Below are 24,784 nucleotides of genomic sequence, written 5' to 3' on the forward strand. Positions count from 1 at the left end.
GCTTGCAGGGCATGACAGTTGCTTGTCTTAAAAACAACGCCCGCATGAAAAAGGCCCCGAAGGGCCATCCATCCTATCAATGTAGCTATTGAAAATATAGCAACCCGTCGCAGGATCAGGCGCAGGCAGGTGCTGTCGGTGCCGCAGGCGCGGCCGACCGGGCCCGCCGCGCCGCGCGCCACAGCAGCACCAGCCCCGCCAGCTGGGCGGCGGCGCCCACCCAGCCCACCGCGCTCACGCCGAACCACGCGATGGTCGCGCCGCCCAGCCCCGAGCCCGCCGCGATGCCCAGGTAGACCGCCGAGGCGTTGAGCGACAGCGTCATCGGTGCGCGCTCGGGCGCCAGCCGGATCAGCCGCACCGCCTGCGCCGGGCCGAAGCCCCAGCCGGCGAAGCCCCACAGCGCCGACAGGCCCACGATCAGCGGCAGCGCCAGCCCGCGCGGCAGCATCTGAGCGGCGAACGAGAGCCCGCCCATGATCACCACCAGCGCCAGCGCGAAGCCCCGCGCCATGCGGTCGGCGCCGAAACGATCGGTGGCCCAGCCGCCGGTCGCGGTGCCCAGCGCCGCGGCCACGCCGATCGCGAAGAACACCGCGCCCACGCCCTCGGCCCCGAAGCCCAGCGTGTGGCCGAGGAACAGCGCGATGTAGGTGTAGAAGCTGAAGCCGCCCGTGGCCCACAGCACCGTGGCCAGCAGCGCCGGCGCCACGCCGGGTTCGCGCGCCACGGCGAAGGCCGAGGTGCGCGGGGCCGCGTCAGTGGGGGCCTGCGCCAGCGTGCGCGGCAGCCCCACGCACAGGCCCCAGGTGGCCAGCGCCGCCACCGCAGCGATCAGCAGGTAGGCCGTGCGCCAGCCGCCCCAGCCCGCGATCCAGGCGCCCAGCGGCACGCCGAGCGCCACCGCCACGGTGCCGCCGCCGGTCACGATGGCCAGCGCCCGGCCGCGCAGCGCGGGCGACACCATCGCCGCCGCCACCGCGCTGGCCGTCGGCAGGAACACGCCCGCCACCAGCCCGAGCGCGACGCGCGCCAGGGCCAGCTGCGCGATGCCGTGCGCCATCGAGGCCGCCGCCGTGAGGCCCGCGAACGTCGCCAGGCTGGCGATGAGCAGCGGGCGGCGCCCGAAGCGCGCGAGCAGCGCGGCCATCAGCGGCGAGCCGATCGCATAGCTCAGCGCGAACAGCAGCACCAGCTGGCCGGCCCGCGCGGCGCTGACCTGCAGGTCGGCCGCCAGCACCGGCAGCAGGCCGGCGACCATGAAGCTTTCGGTGCCGATGGCGAAGGCGCCCAGCGCGAGCCAGGCCAGGCCCAGGGGCAGGCGTTCGGCCGGCGGTTGCTGCGGGGTTTCAGGAGCGGTGTGCATGGTGAAGGACTCCATGGGTGGGTGTTCCAAGGCCTCCAGAATAGGTTTGCAGGCGGCTCTTCAAAAGAACCACAATCGGCAAAGATCATGGAGCCACTTTTCGAGCTTGCCCTGCGCCTGCCGGCCGCCGGTTCGCGCGACCTGCTGCGCGCGCTGCACCGCCAGCTGCGCGACGCCATCCTCGACGGCCGGCTGCAGCCCGGCGCGCGCCTGCCCGCCACGCGCGCGCTGGCGCAGCGGCTGGGCGTGTCGCGCAACACCATGCTGGCGGCCTACGACCTGCTGCTGAGCGAGGGCTACCTGCTGGCGCGTCCGGGCTCCGGCACCTTCGTGGCCGACACGCTGCCGGCATTGCGGCGCGGCCGGGCCACGCCCAAGGAGGCGGGCGCCGCGCCCCGGCGCGATCCGCGGCTGGTGCCGCTGAACGTGCCCGGGGCCGACCTCGCCCCCACGCTGCAGCCGCGGGCCGCGCGCGACGACTTCCGCGTCGGCCTGCCTGATGTCGGCGCCTTTCCGTTCGACATCTGGCGCCGCCTGTCCGACCGCGCGCTGCGCCGCGTGGCGCGCCAGACCGCCGACTACGCCGACCCCCAGGGCCAGGGCGCCCTGCGCGAGGCGATCGCGGCGCATGTGTCGTTCACGCGCGCGGTCGGCTGCACGGCCGACGACATCGTGGTCACGGCTGGCGCGCAGCAGGCCTTCGGGCTGCTGGCGCGCATCCTGGTGGTGCCGGGGCGCACGGTGGTGGCGGTCGAGCAGCTGTTCTATCCCTCGCTGCGCGAGGCCATGCTGGCGGCCGGCGCGAAGGTGGTCACGGTGCCGACCGACGACGAAGGCCTGTGCGTGGACCGCATTCCGCCCGAGGCGCGCGTGGTCTGCGTCACGCCCTCGCACCAGTTCCCCACCGGCGTGGCGATGTCGCCACCGCGCCGGGCCGCCCTGCTGGCCTTTGCGCGGGCGCGCAACGCCGTGCTCATCGAGGACGACTACGACAGCGAGTTCCGCTTTGCCGGCCGCCCGCTCGACGCGCTGCAGACGCTCGACCGCGCCGGCTCGGTGTTCTACGTCGGCACCTTCTCCAAGAGCCTGTTCCCCGCGCTGCGCCTGGGCTTCGTGGTGGCGCCGCCCTGGGCCCGCGCGGCGCTGGTGCGGGCGCGCGAGCTGGCCGACTGGCACGGCCCGGTGCTCGGGCAGGAGGCGCTGGCGGCCTTCATCGCCGAAGGGCACCTGGCGCGCCACATCCGCCGCATGCGCAAGCTGTACGGCGCACGGCGCAGCGCCCTGCTCGACGCGCTGGCGCGCCACGGCGCGGGCCGGCTGGAGGCGATTCCGTCCGATGCCGGCCTGCACCTGTCGGCCTGGCTGCACGGCGGCGCGCGGGACCATGCGGTGGTCGAGCGCGCCGCGGCGGCCGGCATCACCTTGCCGCCGCTGTCGCGCTTCGCACTCGATCCGCAGGCGCCCGACGCGCCCAACGGCCTGGCCTTCGGCTTCGGCCTGATTGCCGAGTCGCAGATCGACGGCGCCATCCGGCGGTTGGTGCGCCTGCTGTAGCGGCGGCGCCTTCAGGCGCTGTCCAGCGGCAGCCGCGTCGTGAACTTGGTGGTCGACAGCACGATGTCGCTCGAGTAGTTCTCCAGCTCCAGCGCGTCGCCCAGCTGCTCCTGCGCGAAGGCCTGGTAGTCGGGCAGCGAGCGCGCGCAGATCACGAGCACGAAGTCGGTCTCGCCGGCCACGCAATGGCATTGCAGCACCTGCGGCAGCGCATGCACCTTGCGCTCGAAGGCCCCGATCGCCTCGCGCGTGGTGCTGCGCAGCGACACGCGCGAGATCACCAGCACCGGAAAGCCCACGCGCGCGGCGTCGAGGATGGCCACTTCTTCGCGGATCACGCCCGCGCGCCGCAGCCGCTGCACGCGCTTGAGGCAGGCCGAGGGCGAGAGGTTCACGCGCTCGGCCAGCGTCTGGTTCTGCAGGCCCGCGTCGGCCTGCAGTTCGGCCAGGATGCACTGGTCGATGCGATCGAGGGTGCCGGTTTTCATGGTGCCGCCAGTGTGGCGCAAGGCGCACGCAATCGGCTTCGTTTTCGGGCCCGCACAACGACACCGGATTTCGCGGCCGATGGCTACGCTGGGGCTCCCCCGACGAACAAGGAGCATCCGATGGCCGAAGGCGCAACCTACGACCCCGTGGTCAGCAAGCACCTCGTGCGCTACGGCATGGGGCTGAGCCCGCATGTCATCGTCAAGGCGCGCGGCGCCACGCTGTGGGACGCGAACGGGCGCGAGATCCTCGACTTCACCTCGGGCCAGATGTGCGCCACCATCGGCCACAACCACCCGCGCATCGTCGCGGCCATCGAGAAGGCCTGCGAAGGCGCGCTGCACCTGTACAGCGGCTTCGTCGGGCCGGCCGTGCCGGCGCTGGCCGGGCGGCTGGCGGCGATGCTGCCGCCGTCGCTGTCGAAATCGCTGTTTTTGTCGACCGGCGGCGAGGCCAACGAGGCCGCCGCGCGCATGGCCCGCGTGGCCACCGGCCGCTACGAGATCGTGGGACTGAACGGCGGCTGGCACGGCGTGAATGGCGGCATGGCCGCGCTCACCTTCGCCGGCCGGCACCACGTCGACTACGGGCCGCGCAAGCCCGGCACCATGTCGATCCCCGCGCCGAACTGCTACCGCTGCCCCATCCGCCATTGCCGCGACGCCTGCGACACCACCTGCCTCGATGTCGGCTTCGACATGGTCGATGCGCAGTCCAGCGGCTCGCTCGCGGCCTTCATCGCCGAGCCGGTGCTGAGCTCGGGCGGCGTGATCGTGCCGCCCACCGGCTACTTCCCGAAGCTGCAGGCCAAGTGCCGCGAGCGCGGCATGCTGCTGATCCTGGACGAAGCGCAGACCGCCTTCGGCCGCCTGGGCAGCAACTTCGCGTTCGAGCAAATTGGCGTGGTGCCCGACTTCCTCACCGTCTCGAAGACGCTGGGCGGTGGCCTGGCGATCGGCGCCACGGTCACCAGCGAAGCGATCGAACAGGATTGCCACGAGAAGGGCTTCGTGCACGTCACCTCGCACGTGTCCGACCCGCTGCCGGCCGAGGTCGGGCTGGCAGTGCTCGACGTGCTCGAGGAAGAAGGGCTCAACCAGCGCGCCGCCGCCATGGGTGAGCGGCTGAGCCGGGGCCTGGCCACGCTGAAGGCGCGGCACGAGGTGATCGGCGACGTGCGCGGCCACGGCCTGCTGCAGGGCGTGGAACTCGTGAAGGACCGCGAGACCCGCGAACCCGACGCCGAGCGTGGCCGCGCCATCACCGACGCCTGCATGGCGCGCGGACTGAGCATGAACATCGTGGCCGTCGGCGGCATGGCGGCCGTGTGGCGCATCGCGCCGCCGCTGAATGTGAAGCCGGAAGAAATCGACCGCGGCCTGGAAATACTCGACGACGCGATCCGCTCGACGAGTTAGCCGATTCCCAACATCCGTCGGTTCGCCGCCACGTCCGCCCCGCCCGCCGCGAAGTCGTCGAAGGCGCGGTCGGCCACGCGGATGATGTGGTCGCGGATGAAGGTGGCGCCTTCGCGCGCGCCGTCTTCCGGGTGCTTGATGCAGCACTCCCATTCGAGCACCGCCCAGCCCGGAAAGTCGTACTGCGCCATCTTCGAGAAGATGGCCTTGAAGTCGACCTGCCCGTCGCCCAGCGAGCGGAAGCGCCCGGCGCGGTTGATCCAGCTCTGGAAGCCGCCGTACACGCCCTGCTTGCCGGTCGGGTTGAACTCGGCGTCCTTCACGTGGAAGAGCTTGATGCGCTCGTGGTAGTGGTCGATGTAGGCCAGGTAGTCGAGCTGCTGCAGCACGAAGTGGCTCGGGTCGTAGAGCAGGCAGGCGCGCGGGTGGTTGTTCACGCGCTCCAGAAACATCTCGTAGCTCACGCCGTCGTGCAGGTCTTCGCCGGGGTGGATTTCGTAGCCCACGTCGACACCCACGGCATCGAAGGCATCGAGGATCGGGCGCCAGCGGCGCGCCAGTTCGTCGAAGGCTTCCTCGATGAGGCCGGCCGGGCGCGGCGGCCACGAATACAGGTACGGCCAGGCCAGCGCACCCGAGAAGGTCGCGTGCGCCGTGAGCCCGAGGTTGGCCGAGGCCTTGGCCGCATGGTGCAGCTGCTGCACCGCCCACTGCTGGCGCGCCACGGGGTTGCCGCGCACCTCGGGCGCCGCAAAGCCGTCGAAGCCCGCGTCGTAGGCCGGGTGCACCGCGACCAGCTGGCCCTGCAGGTGGGTCGAGAGCTCGGTGATCTCCAGGCCGTGGCCGGCCAACGTGCCCTTGATCTCGTCGCAGTAGGTCTTGCTTTCGGCGGCGCGCTTCAGGTCGATGAGGCGCGTGTCCCAGCTGGGGATCTGCACGCCCTGGTAGCCGAGGCCCGCGGCCCAGCCGGCGATGGCGTCGAGCGAGTGGAACGGGGCCGTGTCGCCCGCGAACTGGGCCAGAAAAATGCCCGGCCCCTTGATCGTCTTCATGCGTGTCTCCTGATGCGCCGCACAGCATACTTCGGGGGTTCGGCTGACACACGACCGAAGTTCGATGGGCGCACAATGAACTTTGTCCACAGGGAACCCATCGACATGTCTCAGCCTGTCGCCGCCCGGCTCAAGATCGGCTTGTCCGCCTGCTTCTCGCACGCCGACCCGGCCCGCTCGCTTTTCACGAACAAGACGCTGCAGTACGTCGAACAATCGATCGCCCACTGGCTCATGTCGGCCGGCGCGATGGTGGTGATGGTGCCCTGCCCCACGGGCGAGACGGCGCGCGGCGACACCAAGCTGTCGCACTACGCCGAATGGCTCGACGGCGTGGTGATGCACGGCGGCGCCGACGTCTGGCCCGGCAGCTACGGCGAGGAGCCGCTGAAAGACGCCTGGATCGGCGACCAGATCCGCGACCTGTACGACCTCGCGCTGGTGGAAGCCTTCGAGCAGGCCGGCAAGCCGATCTTCGGCGTGTGCCGGGGCCTGCAGCTGATCAACGTGGCCTTCGGCGGCACGCTCTACCAGGACATCGAGGAGCAGCACGGCCACCCCGAGACGGTGCGCCACCGCGACCCGGTGACCTACGACCAGAACTTCCACCAGATCGAGATCGTCGAAGGCACGCGCCTGGCGAAGCTGTACCCCGAGGTGCGCACGGCACGCGTCAACAGCATCCACCACCAGGGCATCAAGGGGCTCGCGCCCGGCTTCGAGATCGAGGCCTGGAGCCTGCCCGACCGCGTGCCCGAGGCGATTCGCCGCCGGCCCGAGAAGGGGCGCGGCTACATTGCGGCGACCCAGTGGCACCCCGAGTTCCACAAGTACGGCAGCACCGAGACCGTGGACGACACACCGATCCTGCACGACTTCCTGTGGGCCTGCGCCACCGCCCGCGTGGCGCCGCGCACCAGCATGCGCGAGATGCAGGGGCGCATTCGCAACCGGGCGGCGCGGTTGCTGCGGCAGGCGTTGTTGCGGCGCTGACGGCGCTGCGGTTCGGGGCGCGTGCACAGGCCACCGGGTACTTCCCTCCGCGAATGTCCCCCGGCCTGCGGCCTCCTCCTTGATTTCGCTGCGGGAAGCACCCAGTGTCCTGCGCCCGCTGAGCGCTGTCGTTGTGCCGGTCGATCAACGACTGCACTGCCCAACGCTCACGCCGCGTCGCGCAACAGGTGCTTCAGCAGCTTGCCCGTCGCCGTGCGCGGCAGGCTCTCGCGCACTTCGAAGATGCGCGGAATCTTGTAGCGCGCCAGCCGGTCCTCGAGAAAACGCACCAGCTCGCGCGCCTCGAGCGCGCGCCCGCCGCGCGCCACCAGCACCGCCGTCACGGTCTCGCCCCACTCGGGGTGTGGGCGGCCGATGACGGCCACGTCCTGCACGTCGGGGTGGGCGCCCAGCGCGTCTTCCACTTCCTTCGAATAGACGTTCTCGCCGCCCGTGATGATCATGTCGCGCAGCCGGTCGACGATGAACAGGAAGCCGTCCTCGTCCACCCGCGCGAGGTCGCCCGTGCGGTACCAGCCTTGCGCATCGAAGGCCTCGGCGCTCGCCTGCGGGTTGTCGAGGTAGCCCTGCATCACGGCCGGCGAACGCAGGTGGATCTCGCCGACCTCGCCCGCGCCGCAGCGCCGGCCGTCGGGGTGGCGCACCTCGATCGCCACGCCGGGCACGCCCGCGCGGCCGATCGAGCCGGCCTTGGCGATCGCGTCTTCCGGGTAGAGCACCGTGCCCAGCGGGCCCGATTCGGTCATGCCGTAGACCTGCACGAAGCGGTCGCTGCGGTAGCTGTCGGCCAGCTTGCGCGCCATGTCGGCGCCGAGCGGGCCGCCGCCGTAGGCCCACAGGCGCATCGCGCTGAAGTCGTAGCGCGCCACATCGGGCACCACCGACAGCGGCGCCAGGAAGGCGATGGGCGCGCCGAAGGTGAAGGTGATGCGCTCCTCGGCCAGCGTGTCGAGAAAGGCCTTGGGCGCGTACTCGCGCAGCAGCACCACGGTGCCGCCCATGAGCAGCGTGCCCAGCAGCCAGTTGTTGAGCGGCGACGAATGCCACACGGGCATCGCGACCAGCGTGCGCTCCTTGCGCGACAGCGACATGCCCGCCGCCGTGCACACCGCCGCCATGAAGACGTTGCGATGGCTGTGCAGGCAGCCCTTGGGCTTGCCCGTGGTGCCCGAGGTGTAGAGCACCTGGGCCAGCGTGTCGGTGCCGGGCGCCGGGGCGCTTGTGTCGTCACCGCCCAGCAGTGCGGCCTGCGCCGTCATGTCGTCGAACATCGGCAGGCCGTCGGCGGCGCTGTCGGTCGCGAGCCAGTCGCAGCGGTGCGCGATGCGCGGGGTGATCTGCGCCGCGAGCGTGCCGTCGGCCACGCACAGGCGCACGCCCGCGTGGGCCAGCACGTAGTCGATCTCCGGCGCCTGCAGCTTGTGGTTGACCGGCACCACGGCCGCGCCGAGGCGCCAGGCGCCGAACATCGCGGCGACGAAGCCGACCGTGTTGAAGCACAGCAGCGCGACCTTGTCGCCGGCGCCCACGCCCTGCGCGCGCAGCACGGTGGCGGCGCGGCGCGAGAGGTCGGCGAACTCGGCGTAGGTCCAGGCGCGGCCCGCGGCGCGCAGGCATTCGTGCGCAGGCTGGGTGCGGGCGTGCTGGTCAAGCAGGGAAACGAAATCCATCCGTGTCGGCTCCGTGCTCAGTGCCAGGCGGCGCGCACCAGCGCGCCGGGGTCGCTGGTGCCGGCGCTGATGCCGGTCACCGGGCCCCAGTCGGGATCGAAGCGGCTCGACACGAAGGCCGCCGCCGCGAGCGGGCTCGCGTGCTGCAGCATCAGGCCGGCCTGCGCCGCGCGCACCAGCCGCTGCGTGAAGCGGCGCGCCTGGCGTTCCAGGTCCTGCGGCGCCAGCTGCACCATCTGGCGCAGGGCCTGCACCTCGGTCTGCAGGCGCGCTTCGCCGGAGGTCACTTCCTGCAGGTGGTCGAGCACGAGGTGCGCGTCGTCCGGGTTGCGGGACACGGCGCGCAGCACATCGAGGCACATCACGTTGCCCGAGCCTTCCCAGATCGAGTTGACTGGCGCCTCGCGGAACAGGCGGCCCATCGGGCCGTCTTCCACATAGCCGTTGCCGCCGAACACCTCCATCGCCTCGCCGGTGAGTGCCACCGCGCGCTTGCAGTTCCAGAACTTGGCGGCGGGCGTGAGCAGCCGGCGCCAGGCCGTGTCCAGCGGCGCGGGCGAGCCGAAGCGCGCGGCCAGCTCCATCGCCAGCAGCGTGGCGCTTTCGGTTTCCAGCGCCATGTCGGCCAGCAGCTCGGTCATCACCGGCTGGTCGACCAGCGCCTTGCCGAAGGCGAAGCGGTTGCGCGTGTAGTGCAGCGCCTGCGCGAAGCCCTGGCGCATGAAGCCGGCGCTGGCGAGCGCGCAGTCCAGCCGCGTCACGGTGGCCATCTCGATGATGGTCGGGATGCCGCGGCCCTCGTCGCCCACCAGCACGCCCCAGGCCTCCTTGAACTCGACCTCGCTGCTGGAGTTGGAGCGGTTGCCGACCTTGTCCTTCAGGCGCTGGATGTGGATCGCGTTCTTGCTGCCGTCGGGCCGCCAGCGCGGCACGAAGAAGCACGAGGAGCCGTGCTCGTCGGTCTTGGCCAGCACCAAGTGGCCGTCGCACATCGGCGCCGAGAAGAACCACTTGTGGCCCGTGATGAGGAACTCGCTGCCCCACGGGCCGCTGCCCGCCGGCACGGCGCGCGTGGTGTTGGTGCGCACGTCGCTGCCGCCCTGCTTCTCGGTCATGCCCATGCCGACGGTCATCGAGGTCTTGCCTTCGAGCGGGATGTCGCGTGGGTCGTGCACGTGGGCGGCGAGCTTGTCGCGCAGGTCGGCGTACAGCGCGGCGTTGCGGCGCATCACGGGGATGCAGGCCTTGGTCATGGTGGTCGGGCAGGTGGAGCCCGACTCGATCTGGCTGTGCATGTACAGCGAGGCGCCGTAGCCCACCCAGGCCGAGGGCCGCTCGTCGAAGAACGGCAGGTTGGCGATGCCGTTGCGCCGCGCGATCGACATCATGGTGTGCCACGCGGGGTGGAACTGCACGCTGTCGATGCGCGTGCCGGTGCGCGAGTGGGTGTGCAGTTCGGGCTCGTGGCGGTTGGCGTCCTCGGCGGCGCGCAGCGTGGCCTCGGCGCCGTACTCGGCGCCCTGGCGCACCAGCTCGTCGTCGCGCCAGGCCGCGCCGCCGCGCCCCACCGCGCCGCGCAGGGCGGGGTCGCTGGTGTAGACGTTGTAGTCCTTGAGCTCGGGGACCTGGTTGTCGGGGTGGATGCCGGGAATGGTCATGGCGTTGTCTCCGTGAATCGGTGAAAGGGGAGCGTGTTCAGGCGGCAGCGGCGCGTTCGCGCACCACCAGCGTCTGGGTCGCGAGGCCGATGAGGCCGCGCGTGTCGTACAGGTGGGACACGGTGAGGCCCGCGCCGCCGGCGTGCATCTCGGTGCTGGCGCGCAGGCCGATCCACTCGCCCTCGGGCACGCGGAACAGGTTCAGGCTCAGGTCGGCGTTCGAGAACAGGAAGTCGGCGGGCGACAGCACCCAGCTCAGCCCGTTGCCGAAGTCGGCCGCCGCCGCCGCGCGCATCGCGGGCGAGGTGGCCATGCCGCGCACCAGCGGCACCGCGAGCCGGAACCACGCGGCGCCCGCGCCGGGCTGCGCGATGTCGCCCTGCGCGAGGCGCGATTCGACGGCGGTCTGGTGGAACGAGAGGCCGTCGGGCAGGCCGGGAATGCGCAGGCGCTCGGTGCAGTCCTCGGGCAGCGGGCGCAGTTCGCGCGGCGCGTCGCCCGCGGGCAGGTTTGCCGGCAAGGTCAGCGGCGAGGTCTTCAGCAGCAGCGCGTGCGCGCGGGCCACCACCGTGTCGCCCGCGAGCAGGTCGATGCCCACGCGCACCGTGGCGCGCGAGGCCTGCGACTGCGTGCGCGTGGCCAGCGGCGCCACCGGCACCGGCTTCACCAGCTCGAGCGTGAGCCGCGCCAGCTGCCAGCCGGGGCCGGGCGCCGCGCGTTCGGCGATGTGCGCGAGCAGCGCGGCGGGCGCGCCGCCGTGCTGCGCGCGCGGGTCCCACGGGCCGCGCGAGAGCGCGTCGGGCAGCCACGCATCGCCCTCGCCGGTGTAGACGGCGGGGGGCGTTGTCTCGGGGGCGCGGTCGGGCGAGGTCATTGCAGAATGCCTTTCGATGGGATCAAAAATTCTAGGAACAACCCGCCCCCAAGGTGTTCGGGTTCGGCGGCCATGACCGGCGCCCGTGCACCCGCCGCCGCCCCGAGGAGGAAGCCGCGCCAGTCCCGCGCGCGCCACACCTCGCAGGCGCTGCAGGAAGCCTTTGTTCGGCTTTTGGTCGAGAAGGGCTACGCCGCCATCACGATCCGCGAGATCGTGGCCGTGGCGGGCACGGGCCTGGGCAGCTTCTACGAATACTTCGAGAACAAGGAAGACCTGGCGCGCGTGTGCCTGCACCTGCGCTCCAAGGCCTTGCTGCTGGACATGCGCGCGGTCGTGGCCACGAACGAAGGCCGGCCGTGGCGCGAGATCGTCGACGCGGTGATCGATGCGCAGCTCGACGCGCACCGCACGCAGCCCGTGGCCTGGGGCGCGCACTACCTGCTGGAGCGCCACCTCTCCAGCCCCGAGGCCTACCGCAAGATGTACGACCGCTTCGTGGCCGAATGGGTGGGCGTGCTGGACGCGGCGGGCGACGTGAGGGCCGACGGCCCGCAGAAGAAAGAGGCCGCGCGCGTGTGCCAGACCATCATCTACGGCCTGGTCGCGCACACCCACATCGGCACCGGCGGGCGGCCCGACCTGCAGACGCTGTCACGCCAGCTGCGCGATGCGCTGCGGGGCTACCTGGCGACGGTGGCCTGAGGCTCTCGCTCAGCGCGACGACTTGTTCGTCGTGCCGCTGACGCCGGCGTCGATGGTGCCGAACACCGTCACGCCGCTGCCCGATGAAGACGTGGAGGAGGACGAAGACGGCGACGGCGCGGTGCCGGCGCAGCCCGAGACCAGCAGACCGGTCGCAAGGACGGCGAGGGCGGCAAGGATCGACTTCACGGCAGGACTCCAGAGAACTAAGGACGTCCCACTATAGGCCGGGGCCCCCGGCCGCCCTGTAACAAAGACACCAGCCCCTGCAGGGGCGGCGGTGTTCAGCCTGCCACGCGCGGGTCGGTCGCCAGCAGCATCTCGACCATCGAGCGCAGGTCGGCCTGCAGCCGCGCCGCGCCGGCCTCGTCGAGCGCCAGCGTGGCCTCGTCCATGTAGAGCTTGCGGTTGATCTCGACCTGGATGCTGTGCCGGTTCGCCGCCGGGTCGCCGTGGCGGCGCACCAGCTCCACGCCCTTGTACGGGTGGTTGTAGTCCACGCTGTAGCCGCATGCGCGCAGGTGCGCGCACAGCCGCTGCGACAGCGCCGGGTCGGCCGTGCTGCCGTCGCGGTCGCCGATCACGAAGTCCGCGTGCGCCAGGCCCGGGAAGTCGGTCGCGTGGCTGCCCGCGATGGCGGGCATCGAGTGGCAGTTGATGTGGATGCTGTAGCCGTGCCGCGCATGCGCCTCGTCGATGGCCTGCGCCACCGCTGCGTGGTACGGGCGCCAGCACTGGTCGATGCGCTGGCGCACCTCGGCCACCGTGAGCGGCCGGTCGTAGATCGGCAGGCCCTCGTCGGTGAGCTTCCAGATCAGGCCCTTGCCCAGGCGCACCTTCGACAGCACGCGCGGGTCGGTCGACACCGGGTCGGTCCACGGGCCGTCGAGCATGGTGGTGTCGACCTCGGCCATGTCGCGGTTGGCGTCGAGGTAGCTGCGCGGAAAGTGCGCCTCGATCCAGGCGGCGCCCCTGTCGCTCGCGAAGGCGTAGAGCTTCTCGACGTGGGTGTCTTCGGCCCGGCGCAGCGTGGCGAGCTCGCACACGGGCCGGAAGTCCTCGGGGTAGACGGTGCCGCTGTGCGGGGAGTCCAGCACCAGCGGGGTGTGCCCGGCGACGCTCGTCACCTGGGCGCGGGTTTGAATCAGTTTCAGGACTGGATGCATAGGCGGTGTCGGTCAGTCCAATCGGATGCGCGCGAAGGCGGCCACCTTCTTCATCTTCTCGATCTCGCTCGCGATCTGCTTCGTGAACTCGGCCGGCGTGGTGCCCGAGGCGTACAGCCCCTGCAGCGCGAGGCGCTCGCGCACCGCGGGGTCCTTCAGCGCGGTGGCCACGGCCTGCTGCATGCGCAGCACCAGCTCGGGCGGCGTGCCGGCGGGCGCGATCATGCCGAACCACGAGGGGTCGTTGCTGGCCGCGTAGCCCAGTTCGCCGTAGGTCGGCACTTCGGGCAGCACGTCGAGGCGGCCGCTCCAGGACACGGCCAGCGCCTTCAGCTTGCCGGCCTTCACGTGCGGCAGCGACGAGGCCACCTGGTCGAAGTACACCGGCACCTGGCCCGCGAGTACGTCGTTGATGGCCGGGCCCGCACCGCGGTAGGGGATGTGCACCATCGAGGTTCCGGTGCTGCTCTTGAACAGCTCGCCCCACATGTGGCCGATGGTGCCGTTGCCCGGCGAGGCGTACGACACCTTGCCCGGGTTGGCCTTCAGGTACTTCACCAGCTCGGCGAAGCTGCCGACCGGCAGCACGGCCGGGTTGATGACGATCACGCCCGGCGCCTTCACCAGCTCGGTCACGGCGGCGAAGCCCTTGATCGGGTCGTAGGGCAGCTTCTGGTACACGGCCGGGTTCACGCCGTGCGTGGACAGCGTGGCCACGCCGAAGCTCAGGCCGTCGGGCGTGGCGCGCGCCAGCTCGGCCATGCCGATCGAGCCGCCCGCGCCGGCGCGGTTGTCGATCACCACGGGCTGCTGGAGGATCTTGGCCAGGGGCTCGGAGAGCACGCGGGCCGTGATGTCGGTGGCGCCGCCGGGCGGGAAGGGCACGACCAGGCGGATCGGCTTGCCTTGGGCAAAGGATATTCCTGGGGCGAAAGAAACGGCAGCCAGGGTGGAGAGGAAATGACGACGTTGCATGAGGGTTCTTCCAATGGAACGATGAGTGAATGTGCAAAGCTGCAGCTCACCTGAAGCAAAGGATATACCCGATATCATTCCAATCTGGAATGACTTGATGGGCTCCCCCATGCCGCTGCGACGCCTCAACCCGCCCCTGAACCTGCTGCGCGCCTTCTCCACCGTGGTGCGCTTCGGCAGTGTGTCGCGCGCGGCCGAGGCGCTGCACCTCACGCAGGGCGCGGTCAGCAAGCAGGTGCAGGAGCTCGAGCGCTGGATCGGCGCGCCGCTGTTCGAGCGCAGCCGCAAGCGCCTGGCGCTCACGCCGGCCGGCGAGCGCTACGAAAAGGCGGTGCGCGCCCTGCTGGCGCAGCTGGAGGCGGCCACGCTGGAGCTCATCACCAGCGGTGACGGCGGCGGTGCGCTGCATTTGTCGACGCTGCCCACCTTCGGCGCCAAGTGGCTGATTCCGCGCCTGCCCGACTTCCAGCAGCGCCACCCGCAGATCACGCTGCATTTCGTCCCCTTCGTGCACGGCTACGACTTCGAGCGGCCCGAGCTCGACTGCGCCATCCTGTTCGGCGACGGCCACTGGCCCGGTGCGCGCTCGCACTACCTCGCGGGCCAGGACGTGGCGCTCATCGCCCCGCGCGCCGCGCAGGCCGAGGCCGCCATCCGCACGCCGCAGGACGTGGCGCGCTGCACCCTGCTGCGCCACGTGAGCGTGCCGCAGTCGTGGCTGCACTGGAGCGAGGCGCACGGCGTGCGCGGGCTCGACCCGTTGGCCGGGCTGCAGTTCGACCAGTTCCAGACCATGATCCGCGCCGTCATGGCCGGCATGGGCGTGGCGCTGGTGCCGCGCTGCCTGGTGCAGGACGAGATCACGTCGGGGCTGGTGGAAGAGCCGCTGCCCAACGGCGGCTACCGGGGCAGCGAGGGCTACTGGTTCTGCTACCCCGAAGGGCGGGGCCAGCTGGCCACGCTGGACCATTTCCGCCACTGGCTGCTGGCCGAAGTCGACCGCAGCGGGGAAGCGACCGTGCTGCCGCCGGTCGCGTTGGCCTGAAAAGTTACTCGGGCTTGGCGCCCGAGGCCTTCACCGCCGCACCCCAGAGCCCGATCTCGCTCGCCACGAAGCGGTCGAACTCGGCGCCGCTCGTGGGCGCCGGCTCGGAGCCCCGGTCGCGGATGAAGCGCGCCATCTGCTCGCTCTTCAGGATGTCGGTCACTTCGTGGTTCAGCCGCGCCACGATCTCGGGCGGCGTGCCGCGCGGCGCCATCAGGCCGAGCCAGCCGACGGCCTCGAAGTTCTTCGTGCCGGCCACGCCGCTCTCGCGCACGGTGGGCACCTCGGGCAGTTGCGACGAGCGCGTGGCCGATGTCACCGCCAGCGCAACCGCCTTGCCCGCCTTGATGTGCGGCAGCGCGGCCGTCACCGAATCGACCATCAGCGGCACCTGGTTGCCCAGGAAATCCGCCTGCGCCGGCCCGCTGCCCCGGTACGGAATGTGCGTGATGAACACATGCGCCGCCGACTTGTACATCTCGCCCGACAGGTGCTGCGTGCCGCCGATGCCGGCGCTCGCGTAGCTGAGCTTGCCGGGCTCGGCCTTGGCGCGCGCCGTGAGCTCGGCCAGCGTGCGGATGCCGCTCTCGGGCGTGGCCAGGAACACCAGCGGCACCTTCGCGATCAGCGAGATGCCGACCAGGTCCTTGCGCGGGTCGAAGCCCGGCTTGGCGTAGAGCGTCTGGTTCACCGCCATCGCGCTGCCGGCCACCACGAGCGTGTAGCCGTCGGGCGGCGCGCGCACCACGAACTCGGTGCCGATGTTGCTGCCCGCGCCCGCCTTGTTGTCGACGATCACGGGCTGGCCCAGCCGCTTGCCGAGCTGTTCGGCGAGCGCGCGGGCAAAGATGTCGGTGGCCTGCCCGGGTGGGAAAGGCACGACCAGCTTGACGGGCTTGTCAGGCCACGCGGCGGCCTGGGCCAGTCCCGCGCCGCCCAGCAGCATCGCTGCACACAGGGCGGCGGCGAGGTGTCGGCGCTGCATGCGTCGTCAGGCCGCGTCGGGCGCCGAGAGGTGCTTGCCCACGATGCCCGCGAGTTCGAACATCGTCACCTGGTCCTTGCCGAACACGGGTTTCAGCTTGGCGTCGGCGTTGATCGCGCGCTTGTTGGTCGCGTCCTGCAGGCCGTTGGCCTTGATGTAGTCCCACAGCTTCTTGATGACCTCGGTGCGCGCCACCGGTTCGGCGCCGATCACCGCGGCCAGCGAGTCGCTGGGCTTGAGGCCCGCGCCCGGCTTGCGCGGCTTGGCTGCCTTCTTCTCGGCCGGTGCCTTCTTGGCGGCGGGCGTCTTCTTCGCCGCGACCTTCTTGGCCGCCGCGGTCTTGGCGGCCGGCTTGCCGAAGGTCTTGCGCGGCGGGAATTTGCTGCCGCCTTCGCGCGGTGCGAACTCGAAGGTCACCTTGCCTTCTTCGGCGTTCCACGTGAGGAAGGCCTTGAAGGCGCGGCGCGTGCGCATCGACACGAACTTGTCGAGCAGGTCGGTCTTGCCGGTGGCGAGCAGCTTCTCCATCTGGTCGCGCTCGACCGGCTGCTGCAGGATGATCTTGCCGGTCTTGAAGGTGCAGCTCGGGGTCGGCTGCTCGTTCGTCGGCACCGACTTCTCGCAGACGTAGTTGCTGCCGTGATCGAACACCGGCGCACCGCAGACCGGGCACGGGCCCACGGTGTCCTGCTGGCTGAAGTCGACGATCTCGCCGCTGTCTTCGTTCTTGTCGTCGCCGAAGTCGAACTCGAGCTTCCAGTTCTTCGCTTCTTCCCCGTCGTACTTGAGGATGATCTCGGCGGTGAAGGGCCAGCCCGCCTTGGAGCGGAAGCCCTCGAGCGGGCCGATGTGCTTGTTGGCCAGCAGCTGCTCGGCCTCGGCCACCTCGAAGGTGCGCCCGGCCGGCGACTTGCCGAACGAGAAGCCGCAGGCGTCCTCGCCCGTGCCGCTCTTGCCGGTGCAACCGTAGCGGCGGTAGTTTTCCTTCACCACGCCGCCGCAGTTGGGGCAGGGCGTGGCGAGCGTGGCGTAGTCGCCCGGCACGGTGTCGCGGTCGTACTCCTTGGCCTTCTTGACGATGTGCTCCGTCATCTCGGCGATCTCGCGCATGAAGGCGTCGCGGCTCAGCGCGCCCTTCTCCATCTGCGCGAGCTTGTATTCCCACTCGCCCGTGAGTTCGGCCTTGGACAGTTCTTCCACGCCCAGGCCGCGCAGCAGCGTCATGAGCTGGAAGGCCTTGGCGGTCGGGATGAGCTCGCGGCCTTCGCGCAGCATGTACTTCTCGGCGATCAGCCCTTCGATGGTGGCTGCGCGCGTGGCTGGCGTGCCCAGGCCCTTTTCCTGCATGGCCTCGCGCAGCTCGTCGTCGTCGATGGTCTTGCCGGCGCCTTCCATGGCGCCCAGCAGCGTGGCTTCCGAATAGCGTGCGGGCGGGCGCGTCTTCAGGCCCTTGAGGTCGGCCGACTCGTTCTGCACGATCTCGCCCGGCTTCACCGGCACGAGGCGCTTGCCGTCCTTGTCGTCTTCCTTCTCGTCGTCCTGGGCTTCCTTGCCGTAGATGGCGAGCCAGCCCGGCTTGACCAGCACCTTGCCGTCGGTGCGGAAGGGGTACTTCTTGCCGCCCTGCTCCACCGTGCTGATGCGCGTGGTCACCTGGTGCTCGGCGCTCGGGAAGAACACCGACAGGAAGCGGCGCACCACGAAGTCGTACAGCTTCTGCTCGGCCTCGCTCAGGCCGCTCGGGGCCTGCAGCGTCGGGATGATGGCGAAGTGATCCGACACCTTGGCGTTGTCGAAGATGCGCTTGTTGGGCTTGACGTAGTTGCCGTCGACCGCCTGCTGCGCGAACGGCGCCAGGTGCTTCATGCCGCTGTTGGCGAGCATCTCCATGGTCTGCTTGACGACCGGCAGATAGTCTTCCGGCAGCGCGCGCGAATCGGTACGCGGGTAGGTCAGCGCCTTGTGGCGTTCGTACAGGCTCTGGGCCAGCGCGAGCGTGGTCTTGGCGCTGAAGCCGAAGCGGCCGTTGGCCTCGCGCTGCAGCGAGGTCAGGTCGAACAGCGCGGGCGAGGCCTGCGTGGTGGGCTTGCTCTCTTCGGTGACGGTGGCGGGCTTGCCGCGCGACGCGTCGGCGATGGCGCGGGCTTCCTGCTCGGACCACACGCGGTCGGCGCGCTGCTCGGCGTCGGGTTCGCCGTTGGCCAAGAGCGGCGCGTTGGCCTTCTTCCAGTCGGGGTTGAACCACTTGCCGGGGTACTGGCCGGCCTCGGCCGCGAAGCTGCCGTGGATTTCCCAGTACTCGCGCGAAACGAACTTGCGGATCTGCTCCTCGCGCTCCACCACCACCGACAGCGTGGGCGTCTGCACGCGGCCCACGGTCGTGAGGAAGAAGCCGCCGTCACGCGAATTGAATGCCGTCATGGCGCGCGTGCCGTTGATGCCCACCAGCCAGTCGGCCTCGGAGCGCGAACGCGCGGCGTCGGCCAGGCCCTGCATCTGCTTTTCGGTGCGCAGCGCGTCGAAGCCGTCGCGGATCGCCTGCGGCGTCATCGACTGCAGCCACAGCCGCTTCACCGGCTTGCCCAGCGGGCTCTTGCCGCCGGCGTACTGCTCGATCAGGCGGAAGATCAGCTCGCCCTCGCGGCCCGCGTCGCAGGCGTTGATGAGCTGCGTCACGTCCTTGCGCTTGGCCTGCTTGACCACGGCGTTCAGGCGCGTCTTGGTCTTGTCGACCGGCTTGAGGTCGAAGTGCGGCGGGATCACCGGCAGGTTGGCGAAGCTCCACTTGCCGCGCTTGACGTCGAATTCCTCCGGGGCCTGGATCTCGACCAGGTGGCCCACGGCGCTGGTCACGACGTAGGTGTCGTTCTCGAAATGCTCGTCATGTTTGTCGAACTTGCCGGCCACCGGCGTGAGGGCCCGGACGATGTCCTGGGCCACCGACGGCTTTTCTGCGATTACCAAAGTCTTTGTCATCTGAGGGCTCTCTATACTCTGCGGCTTCCGCGTGCGCACGCGCGCACACGCATGTGTGCATATTCAACCTAACAGACTTCGGCGATGCCTTCCAAATCCCCACTTTCCGCCGGCCGCGACAAGGAAGCCGCCCCCGTGACCGAGCCCGAGGCGCGGTCCGCCGCCACGCGCTCCGGTGGCCGGCGCATCCAGATGCGCCGCTCGGACGTCCACGGCAACGGCGTGTTCGCCCTGCAGGACCTGGCCGAAGGTGAAACGCTGATCGAATACAAGGGTGAGGTCATCAGCTGGAAAGAGGCGCTGCGCCGCCATCCGCACGATCCGACCCAGCCGAACCACACCTTCTACTTCCACATCGACGACGGCCGCGTGATCGACGGCAATGTGAAGGGCAACGACGCGCGCTGGATCAATCACTCGTGCGAGCCGAACTGCGAGGCCGACGAAGTCGATGGGCGCGTTTATATCAAGGCCCTGAGAAACATCGCCGCCGGCGAGGAACTGAACTACGACTACGGCCTGATCATCGACGAGCCGTACACCGAGAAGCTGCTGTCCGAGTTCCCGTGCTGGTGCGGCTCCGAGATGTGCCGCGGCACGCTGCTGACGCCCAAGGACGAGGACGAGGAAAAAGACAAGAAGAAAAAGAAGAAGGCCAAGAAAAAAGCCGAGAAGAAGAAGGCCGAGGCCAAGGAAGCGAAGAAGGCTGAAAAGAAAGCCGAGAAGAAAAAATCGGACAAGAAGGCCGACAAGAAAAAGGCCGACGGCAAGAAGAAGTCCAAGGGCGACGCCCCGGCCGCCGCCGGAGACTGACGATGGCCACGACGCCGGCCAGCGCCTGGTTCGAAGACCGGATCGCCGCGACGGTCGCGCCGCTGCTGCCCGGCTTCGCGGTCGAGGCCGTGGCCGAAATCGATTCCACCAACACCGAGCTGATGCGCCGCGCGCGCGCCGGCCGCACCGACCCCGTGCTCCTCGTGGCCGAGCGCCAGACGGCGGGGCGCGGTCGCCTCGGCCGCCCGTGGCAGAGCGCGCAGCAGCCCGAGGCGCCCGCCTCGCTCACCTTTTCGCTGGGCATGCCGCTGGCGCCGGCCGACTGGTCGGGCCTGTCGCTGGCCGTGGGCGTGAGCGTGGCCGAAAGCCTCGACCCGACGGGCGCGCACCAGGTCGGCCTCAAGTGGCCCAACGACATCTGGGTGAACGACCGCAAGCTGGTCGGCATCCTCATCGAAACGGCGATGCCGCAGACCGCCCGGCCCGATGCCGCGCGCTACCTCGTGGTCGGCATCGGCATCAACATCGGCCCGCGCGAGGGCGACGGCATGCGCACGCCGCCGGCCTGGCTGCGCCAGTGGCAGCCCGACGCGTCCGCGCCCGAGGTGCTGCTGTCGCTGGCCGAGCCGCTGGTGCGCAGCGTGCTCGCCTTCGAGGCGAACGGCTTCGCGCCTTTTGCCGAGCGCTTTGCGGCGCGCGACGTGCTGCGCGGGCGCGAGGTGACGCTCAGCGACGGCACCGCCGGCCTGTGCGAAGGCGTGGCCTGGGGCGGCGAGTTGCAGGTGCGCACCGATGCCGGCCTGCAACTGATCTCGAGCGACGAAGTGAGCGTGCGCCCGCGCGGCATGTCTTTCTGAGCGAGGGCATGAAGCTGCGCCTGGTCCTCATCGCCCTGCTCGCCGCCAACGCGGGCTACTGGCTGTGGACGCGCGGCGACCTGGCTGGCTTCGGGCTTGCGCCCGCAGCGCTCGACGAGCGCGAGCCGCAGCGCATGGCGCGGCAGATCCACCCCGAGTGGGTGCAGATTCGCAAAGACGCCAAGCCTTCGGGCACGCCTGCGCCCTGAGCGGATCAGGCAGCAGCCGCGCGCGCGAACATGCGCCGCGCCTTGGCCAATGCGGCCTGCAGTTTTTCTTCGGACGGCGGCTCGTGCGAGCTCGAACTCAGGCCGAACTTCTTGCCCGCGATTTCCTGCACCGCGACCAGGATGCCGCCCAGCACGACCGGATCGGTCTCGGTGTCGAGCGCCTGGCGCAAGGGCTCGAGCGCCTTGGGCGCAGCGCTGCGGCGGTTGAACACGATCTGCATCAGCGCGCTCGCGGCCCATCGGCGGTTCGTGGCGACGGCGTCGTGCGCGAGCAGCGGCACGACCTTGGCGATGTCCGTCGTGCCGCCGAGCCAGCCGATCACCCACAGCCCCTTGCAGCGCAGCTCTTCGTGCGGCGACGCGAGCGCGGCGCGCGCCAGGGCCGCGGTCTCTTTCAGGCGCCGGCCCTTGCGGTACTTGAAGCCGCCGAGCAGCTGCAGCACCGTGGCCTGCATGGCCGGGTCGGGCTCGCGGTCGAACTGCGCGAGCAGGTGGTCTTCGGCTTCGTCGCCGCGCTCGCCGAACTTGCGGCAGAGCCAGTCGTAGAGCTCGCTGTCCATGCCGGTGTCGTGCAGCAGCGCGTAGTGGAAGGCCAGCGCCTCGGCTGAATCCTGTTCCAGCAGATCAGCGCCGAAGTCGAACATGTCCGACACGTCGGTGTCGAGGCGGATTTCCAGGAAGCGTTGGCGCAGCGTGTCGAGCGGATTCATTCGGAAGGGGCCTCCTCGAAGCGCACGGTGAAGAGCGCGCCCGGCGGGTGCTTGCCGGGATGTGCGTCCTCGAGCTTGACCCGCGCGCGGTGCTGGTTGGCGATCTCGCGCACGATCGGCAGGCCCAGCCCGGAGCCATCGGCCTCGTTGCCGAGCACGCGGTAGAAGGGCTCGAACACCAGCTCGCGGTCGGCCTCGGCGATGCCGGGGCCGTTGTCTTCCACCTGCACCAGCTGCACGTGGCCGAAGGGGTCGGCCAGCACGCGCGCCGTGACCACGCCGGGGCGCTCGGGCGTCGAGGGCGTGTAGTTGAGCGCGTTGTCGACCAGGTTGCGCACCAGCTCTTTCAGCAGCGTCGGGTTGCCGTCGACCATCACGCCGGGCGCGCCGGCCTGGACGCCGTCGTAACCGAGGTCGATGCGCTTCTCGATCGCGCGCGGCACGGCCTCGCGCACCACCTCGATGGTCAGCCGCGCGAGGTCGCAAGGCTGGCAGTGCGTCATGGCGCTGGTGCCTTCGGCGCGTGCCAGCGACAGCAGCTGGTTCACGGTGTGCGTGGCGCGCACGCTGGCGCGGCCGATCTGCTTGAGCGACTGCTTGAGCTCGTCGGCGTTGGCTCCCTCGCGCTGCGCCAGGTCGGCCTGCATGCGCAGGCCCGCGAGCGGGGTCTTGAGCTGGTGGGCGGCGTCGGCCAGGAAGCGCTTCTGCGTGAAGATGGAGTCGTTGAGCTTGTCGAGCAGCTCGTTCACCGACGACACCAGCGGCACCACCTCGAGCGGCACCGAGGACTCGTCGAGCGGGCTCAGGTCGCCGGGACGGCGCTCGCGGATGCGCGCCTCGACCACCGACAGCGGCTTGATGCCGCGCACCAGCGCCAGCCAGATCAGCAGCACCGCCAGCGGCAGGATCGCGAACTGCGGCAGCAGCACGCCCTTGATGATCTCGGTGGCGAGCACCGCCTGCTTCTCGCGCGTCTCGGCCAGTTGCAGCAGCGAGGGCGGCACGTCCTCGCTGCCGCTGGGAATCCACAGCGAGGCCACGCGCACCGGCCGGCCGTGCACGGTGCTGTTGTGCAGCAGGACCACGTTGGTGCCGGGCGGGTCGTCCACGTTGGGCTGCGGCAGGTCGCGCTCGCCGTGCAGCAGCGTGCCGTGGCCGTCGAGCAGCTGGTAGTAGATGTGGCCGGCGTCGTCGGCGCGCAGGATCTCGCGCGCCGATTGCGACAGCACGAAGTGCGTCTGCCCCTGCTTCACCGTGACCAGCTCGGCCAGCACCTTCACGTTGTGCTCCAGCGCGCGGTCGAAGGGCGCGTTGGCGATGCCCTGCGCCACCAGCCAGGTCACGCCGATGCTCACCGGCACGAGCAGCAGCAGCGGCGTGAGCATCCAGTCGAGGATCTCGCCGAACAGGGAGCGCTGGGCGCGCTGGAAGAGCTTCAAGGGAGTTCCTGGCAAGGCGAAAGAACGCGGGCGAGCGTGAACTAGTACTGCGATTCGCAGGTGTGACGTTTCATTGACAAGGTGTGACTGGTTGTAGCCTTGACGTGCAGTTTCTGCAATTCAAAAACATCAGGGAAGAAATCATGAAGCAAAAGACAGTGGGCGGCTGCCCCAAGCCGCTCTGGATGGCCGCGACCGTGTTGGCCGCCAGCGTGGGTGTCACCGCATGCGGCGGTGGAGGTGGCGGAGGCGGCGGTGGCATGCCGATGCTGCCGATCGCACCGGTTCCGGCGCCCGCCCCTGCGCCCTCCCCGGCCCCGGCGCCCGCGCCCGCACCGGCCGAGAACCGTGCCGCTGTGCCGGGCTCCGAGCCGTCGCCCTCGCTGAGTGCGCCGCAGCCCGGCTCCACCGCCGCGGTGGGCAACGACAGCGAAGGCATCTACGCGGGCGTGCGAGGCATTGCCTTCGTCGGCACCAACGGTTCGTTGGCGGGCAGCTTCCTCGGGGGCACGATGTGGGGTTCGCTGAAGGTCACGGGGCTCGACTGGTCGTTCAACCTGGACACCGAGTTGTATGTTCCGCCCAACGCATATCCGGTGACGGGCTCGGGAACCTTCGCGCCGAAGAAGTCGGTGGATGGCACCTACGCCTACGACAACCGCAGGCCGTCCGATGTCGGCCCGCTGGCCTACACGATCGAGAACGCGCTGGCGGTGTCGCAGGCGAGCATGACCGGCACGTGGTCCAACACCGACAGCAGCCCGAGCCTGGGCGTGACGGTGCAGGTCGACGGCCAGGGCGTGTTCACTGGCAGCACGAGCGGCGTGCAGATCGGCCAGTGCACGCTCTCGGGTACTGTCGCCCTGGCGCAGCCCGGCTCGGCCAAGAACATGTACAGCCTCACGCTGAAGGCCGTGAATGCCGCCACGGCCAGCACCAACGACTGCAAGCTCACCCCCGCCGCCACCGGCAGCTATGCCGGGCCGGCCATCATCGGGCTGGTGCCGGCGGGCGTGTACGACAGCAACGGCTACTTCCGCAGCCTCATGTTCCTGATCCGTTCGAACACCGGCGCCACGCTGCTCGTCAATCTGCGCAAGCAGCCCTGAGGGCGTTCTGCGCGGGCGGGGCACGCTCAACCGGGAATCTTCTCGAGGCAGTAGCCCAGCCCGCGCACCGTCGCGATGCGCACCGGTCCCTTCTCGATCTTCTTGCGCAGGCGATGGATGTAGACCTCGATGGCGTTGATGCTCACCTCTTCGCCCCATTCGCACAGCCGGTCCACCAGCTGGTCCTTGCTGACCAGCCGGCCGGCGCGCTGCAGCAGCACCTCGAGCAGGCCCAGTTCGCGCGCCGACAGCTCGATCATCTTGCCGTCGATGGTCGCCACGCGGCCGGCCTGGTCGTAGACCAGCGGGCCGTGGCGGATCGCGTTGCTGGTGGCGCCCATGCCGCGCCGCGTGAGGGCGCGCACGCGCGCCTCGAGCTCCTGCAGGCTGAAGGGCTTGGCCATGTAGTCGTCGGCGCCGTGGTCCAGGCCCTTGACGCGCTCTTCCACGCTGTCGGCCGCCGTGAGCACCAGCACCGGCAGCTGCGAGCCGCGCGCGCGCAGGCGCTTGAGGATCTCGATGCCGTGCAGGCTGGGCAGCCCGAGGTCGAGGATCAGCAGGTCGAACTCGCTGTGGGTCATGAGCGCGGTGTCCGCCTGCGAGCCGTTGGCCACGTGATCGACCGCCGCGCCCGAGGTGCGCAGGCTGCGCAGCAGGGCATCGGCCAGCACCTGGTCGTCTTCGGCAATCAGTATTCGCATGAGCCACCTCCGGCGGA

The 24,784-nt window shown here is 70.2% G+C and carries 23 protein-coding genes; 9 read left to right on the forward strand and 14 right to left on the reverse strand.

Annotation, left to right across the window (positions count from 1 at the left end):
* Positions 1-115 precede the first annotated feature (115 nt).
* Positions 116-1,366, reverse strand: coding sequence for an MFS transporter (locus tag AC57B8_RS21885; RefSeq protein WP_496480756.1), 1,251 nt, complete (start codon positions 1,364-1,366; stop codon positions 116-118).
* An 87-nt stretch (positions 1,367-1,453) separates the two neighbouring features.
* Here AC57B8_RS21885 and pdxR point away from each other — a divergent pair, with 87 nt between their 5' ends.
* Positions 1,454-2,920 carry a MocR-like pyridoxine biosynthesis transcription factor PdxR gene (pdxR, locus tag AC57B8_RS21890; protein WP_496480757.1) on the forward strand — a complete coding sequence of 489 codons (1,467 nt, stop codon included), beginning with the start codon at positions 1,454-1,456 and terminating at the stop codon, positions 2,918-2,920.
* An 11-nt stretch (positions 2,921-2,931) separates the two neighbouring features.
* Here pdxR and AC57B8_RS21895 read toward each other — a convergent pair whose 3' ends face one another.
* Entirely contained in the window at positions 2,932-3,408 is a 477-nt protein-coding gene (locus tag AC57B8_RS21895) for an Lrp/AsnC family transcriptional regulator (protein ID WP_159274176.1), read from the reverse strand.
* Between the two features lie 120 nt (positions 3,409-3,528).
* On the opposite strand from AC57B8_RS21895, the gene AC57B8_RS21900 reads away from it, so the two are divergent.
* Positions 3,529-4,827: an aspartate aminotransferase family protein gene (locus tag AC57B8_RS21900; protein ID WP_496480758.1), complete on the forward strand. Its 1,299-nt coding sequence runs from the start codon at positions 3,529-3,531 to the stop codon at positions 4,825-4,827.
* Here AC57B8_RS21900 and AC57B8_RS21905 read toward each other — a convergent pair.
* Positions 4,824-5,879, reverse strand: a complete 1,056-nt coding sequence (locus AC57B8_RS21905; RefSeq protein ID WP_495261322.1) for a TIM barrel protein — start codon at positions 5,877-5,879, stop codon at positions 4,824-4,826. The two genes, AC57B8_RS21900 and AC57B8_RS21905, sit on opposite strands and share 4 nt — an antisense overlap.
* A 105-nt stretch (positions 5,880-5,984) precedes the next feature.
* Between AC57B8_RS21905 and AC57B8_RS21910 the strand changes: the two genes are divergently transcribed.
* Positions 5,985-6,872: a gamma-glutamyl-gamma-aminobutyrate hydrolase family protein gene (locus AC57B8_RS21910; RefSeq protein WP_062480404.1), complete on the forward strand. Its 888-nt coding sequence runs from the start codon at positions 5,985-5,987 to the stop codon at positions 6,870-6,872.
* Positions 6,873-7,039: 167 nt separating this feature from the next.
* Here the strand turns inward: AC57B8_RS21910 and AC57B8_RS21915 are convergent, their stop codons facing one another.
* From AC57B8_RS21915 to AC57B8_RS21925, 3 genes are read right to left on the reverse strand one after another with little or no spacing between them, the layout of a single operon-like run.
* The gene (locus tag AC57B8_RS21915) at positions 7,040-8,563 is read right to left on the reverse strand and encodes a class I adenylate-forming enzyme family protein (RefSeq protein WP_496480759.1); all 1,524 of its coding nucleotides are present in this window, start codon (positions 8,561-8,563) and stop codon (positions 7,040-7,042) included.
* Positions 8,564-8,580: 17 nt separating this feature from the next.
* The gene (locus AC57B8_RS21920) at positions 8,581-10,221 is read right to left on the reverse strand and encodes an acyl-CoA dehydrogenase family protein (RefSeq protein WP_496480760.1); all 1,641 of its coding nucleotides are present in this window, start codon (positions 10,219-10,221) and stop codon (positions 8,581-8,583) included.
* 37 nt (positions 10,222-10,258) lie between these two features.
* Positions 10,259-11,095 (reverse strand): thioesterase family protein, encoded by an 837-nt coding sequence (locus AC57B8_RS21925; RefSeq protein WP_496480761.1) that lies wholly within the window; start codon positions 11,093-11,095, stop codon positions 10,259-10,261.
* Between the two features lie 72 nt (positions 11,096-11,167).
* Here AC57B8_RS21925 and AC57B8_RS21930 point away from each other — a divergent pair, with 72 nt between their 5' ends.
* A complete protein-coding gene (locus AC57B8_RS21930; protein ID WP_496480762.1) occupies positions 11,168-11,800 on the forward strand; it encodes a TetR/AcrR family transcriptional regulator in 633 nt (210 codons plus the stop codon).
* A gap of 9 nt (positions 11,801-11,809) precedes the next feature.
* Here the strand turns inward: AC57B8_RS21930 and AC57B8_RS21935 are convergent, their stop codons facing one another.
* The 3 genes from AC57B8_RS21935 to AC57B8_RS21945 form a co-directional block, all read right to left on the reverse strand.
* Positions 11,810-11,989: a hypothetical protein gene (locus tag AC57B8_RS21935; protein WP_062480395.1), complete on the reverse strand. Its 180-nt coding sequence runs from the start codon at positions 11,987-11,989 to the stop codon at positions 11,810-11,812.
* A gap of 95 nt (positions 11,990-12,084) precedes the next feature.
* On the reverse strand, positions 12,085-12,966 hold the full coding sequence (locus tag AC57B8_RS21940; RefSeq protein ID WP_496480763.1) for an N-formylglutamate amidohydrolase: 882 nt from the start codon (positions 12,964-12,966) through the stop codon (positions 12,085-12,087).
* Between the two features lie 12 nt (positions 12,967-12,978).
* Complete coding sequence (locus tag AC57B8_RS21945) at positions 12,979-13,941, reverse strand: tripartite tricarboxylate transporter substrate binding protein BugE (RefSeq protein ID WP_062480391.1); 963 nt, start codon at positions 13,939-13,941, stop codon at positions 12,979-12,981.
* A gap of 109 nt (positions 13,942-14,050) precedes the next feature.
* Here AC57B8_RS21945 and AC57B8_RS21950 point away from each other — a divergent pair, with 109 nt between their 5' ends.
* Positions 14,051-14,986, forward strand: a complete 936-nt coding sequence (locus AC57B8_RS21950) for a LysR substrate-binding domain-containing protein (protein ID WP_496482231.1) — start codon at positions 14,051-14,053, stop codon at positions 14,984-14,986.
* Positions 14,987-14,990: 4 nt separating this feature from the next.
* Here the strand turns inward: AC57B8_RS21950 and AC57B8_RS21955 are convergent, their stop codons facing one another.
* Together AC57B8_RS21955 and AC57B8_RS21960 are read right to left on the reverse strand one after the other, a co-directional pair.
* Positions 14,991-15,971, reverse strand: a complete 981-nt coding sequence (locus tag AC57B8_RS21955) for a tripartite tricarboxylate transporter substrate binding protein (RefSeq protein WP_496480764.1) — start codon at positions 15,969-15,971, stop codon at positions 14,991-14,993.
* Between the two features lie 6 nt (positions 15,972-15,977).
* Complete coding sequence (locus AC57B8_RS21960) at positions 15,978-18,947, reverse strand: DNA topoisomerase III (RefSeq protein ID WP_062480385.1); 2,970 nt, start codon at positions 18,945-18,947, stop codon at positions 15,978-15,980.
* 84 nt (positions 18,948-19,031) lie between these two features.
* Between AC57B8_RS21960 and AC57B8_RS21965 the strand changes: the two genes are divergently transcribed.
* The 3 genes from AC57B8_RS21965 to AC57B8_RS21975 are packed head-to-tail and all read left to right on the forward strand — an operon-like array spanning position 19,032 to position 20,787.
* Entirely contained in the window at positions 19,032-19,760 is a 729-nt protein-coding gene (locus tag AC57B8_RS21965; protein WP_390347754.1) for an SET domain-containing protein, read from the forward strand.
* Between the two features lie 2 nt (positions 19,761-19,762).
* Positions 19,763-20,578: a biotin--[acetyl-CoA-carboxylase] ligase gene (locus tag AC57B8_RS21970; protein WP_070063300.1), complete on the forward strand. Its 816-nt coding sequence runs from the start codon at positions 19,763-19,765 to the stop codon at positions 20,576-20,578.
* 8 nt (positions 20,579-20,586) lie between these two features.
* Positions 20,587-20,787, forward strand: a complete 201-nt coding sequence (locus AC57B8_RS21975) for a sporulation protein (protein WP_095948345.1) — start codon at positions 20,587-20,589, stop codon at positions 20,785-20,787.
* 5 nt (positions 20,788-20,792) lie between these two features.
* On the opposite strand, the gene AC57B8_RS21980 is transcribed toward AC57B8_RS21975, so the two are convergent.
* Together AC57B8_RS21980 and AC57B8_RS21985 are read right to left on the reverse strand one after the other, a co-directional pair.
* Complete coding sequence (locus tag AC57B8_RS21980) at positions 20,793-21,518, reverse strand: HEAT repeat domain-containing protein (RefSeq protein ID WP_496480765.1); 726 nt, start codon at positions 21,516-21,518, stop codon at positions 20,793-20,795.
* Positions 21,515-22,957: a sensor histidine kinase N-terminal domain-containing protein gene (locus AC57B8_RS21985; protein ID WP_495272667.1), complete on the reverse strand. Its 1,443-nt coding sequence runs from the start codon at positions 22,955-22,957 to the stop codon at positions 21,515-21,517. The genes AC57B8_RS21980 and AC57B8_RS21985 overlap by 4 nt, the downstream gene beginning before the upstream one ends.
* A 143-nt stretch (positions 22,958-23,100) precedes the next feature.
* Between AC57B8_RS21985 and AC57B8_RS21990 the strand changes: the two genes are divergently transcribed.
* Entirely contained in the window at positions 23,101-24,066 is a 966-nt protein-coding gene (locus tag AC57B8_RS21990; protein WP_496480766.1) for a hypothetical protein, read from the forward strand.
* A 26-nt stretch (positions 24,067-24,092) separates the two neighbouring features.
* Here AC57B8_RS21990 and AC57B8_RS21995 read toward each other — a convergent pair whose 3' ends face one another.
* Positions 24,093-24,767, reverse strand: a complete 675-nt coding sequence (locus AC57B8_RS21995; RefSeq protein WP_056575150.1) for a response regulator transcription factor — start codon at positions 24,765-24,767, stop codon at positions 24,093-24,095.
* Positions 24,768-24,784: the final 17 nt, after the last annotated feature.

The organism is Variovorax sp. BGA-UO-ETr-C22, assembly GCF_059567965.1.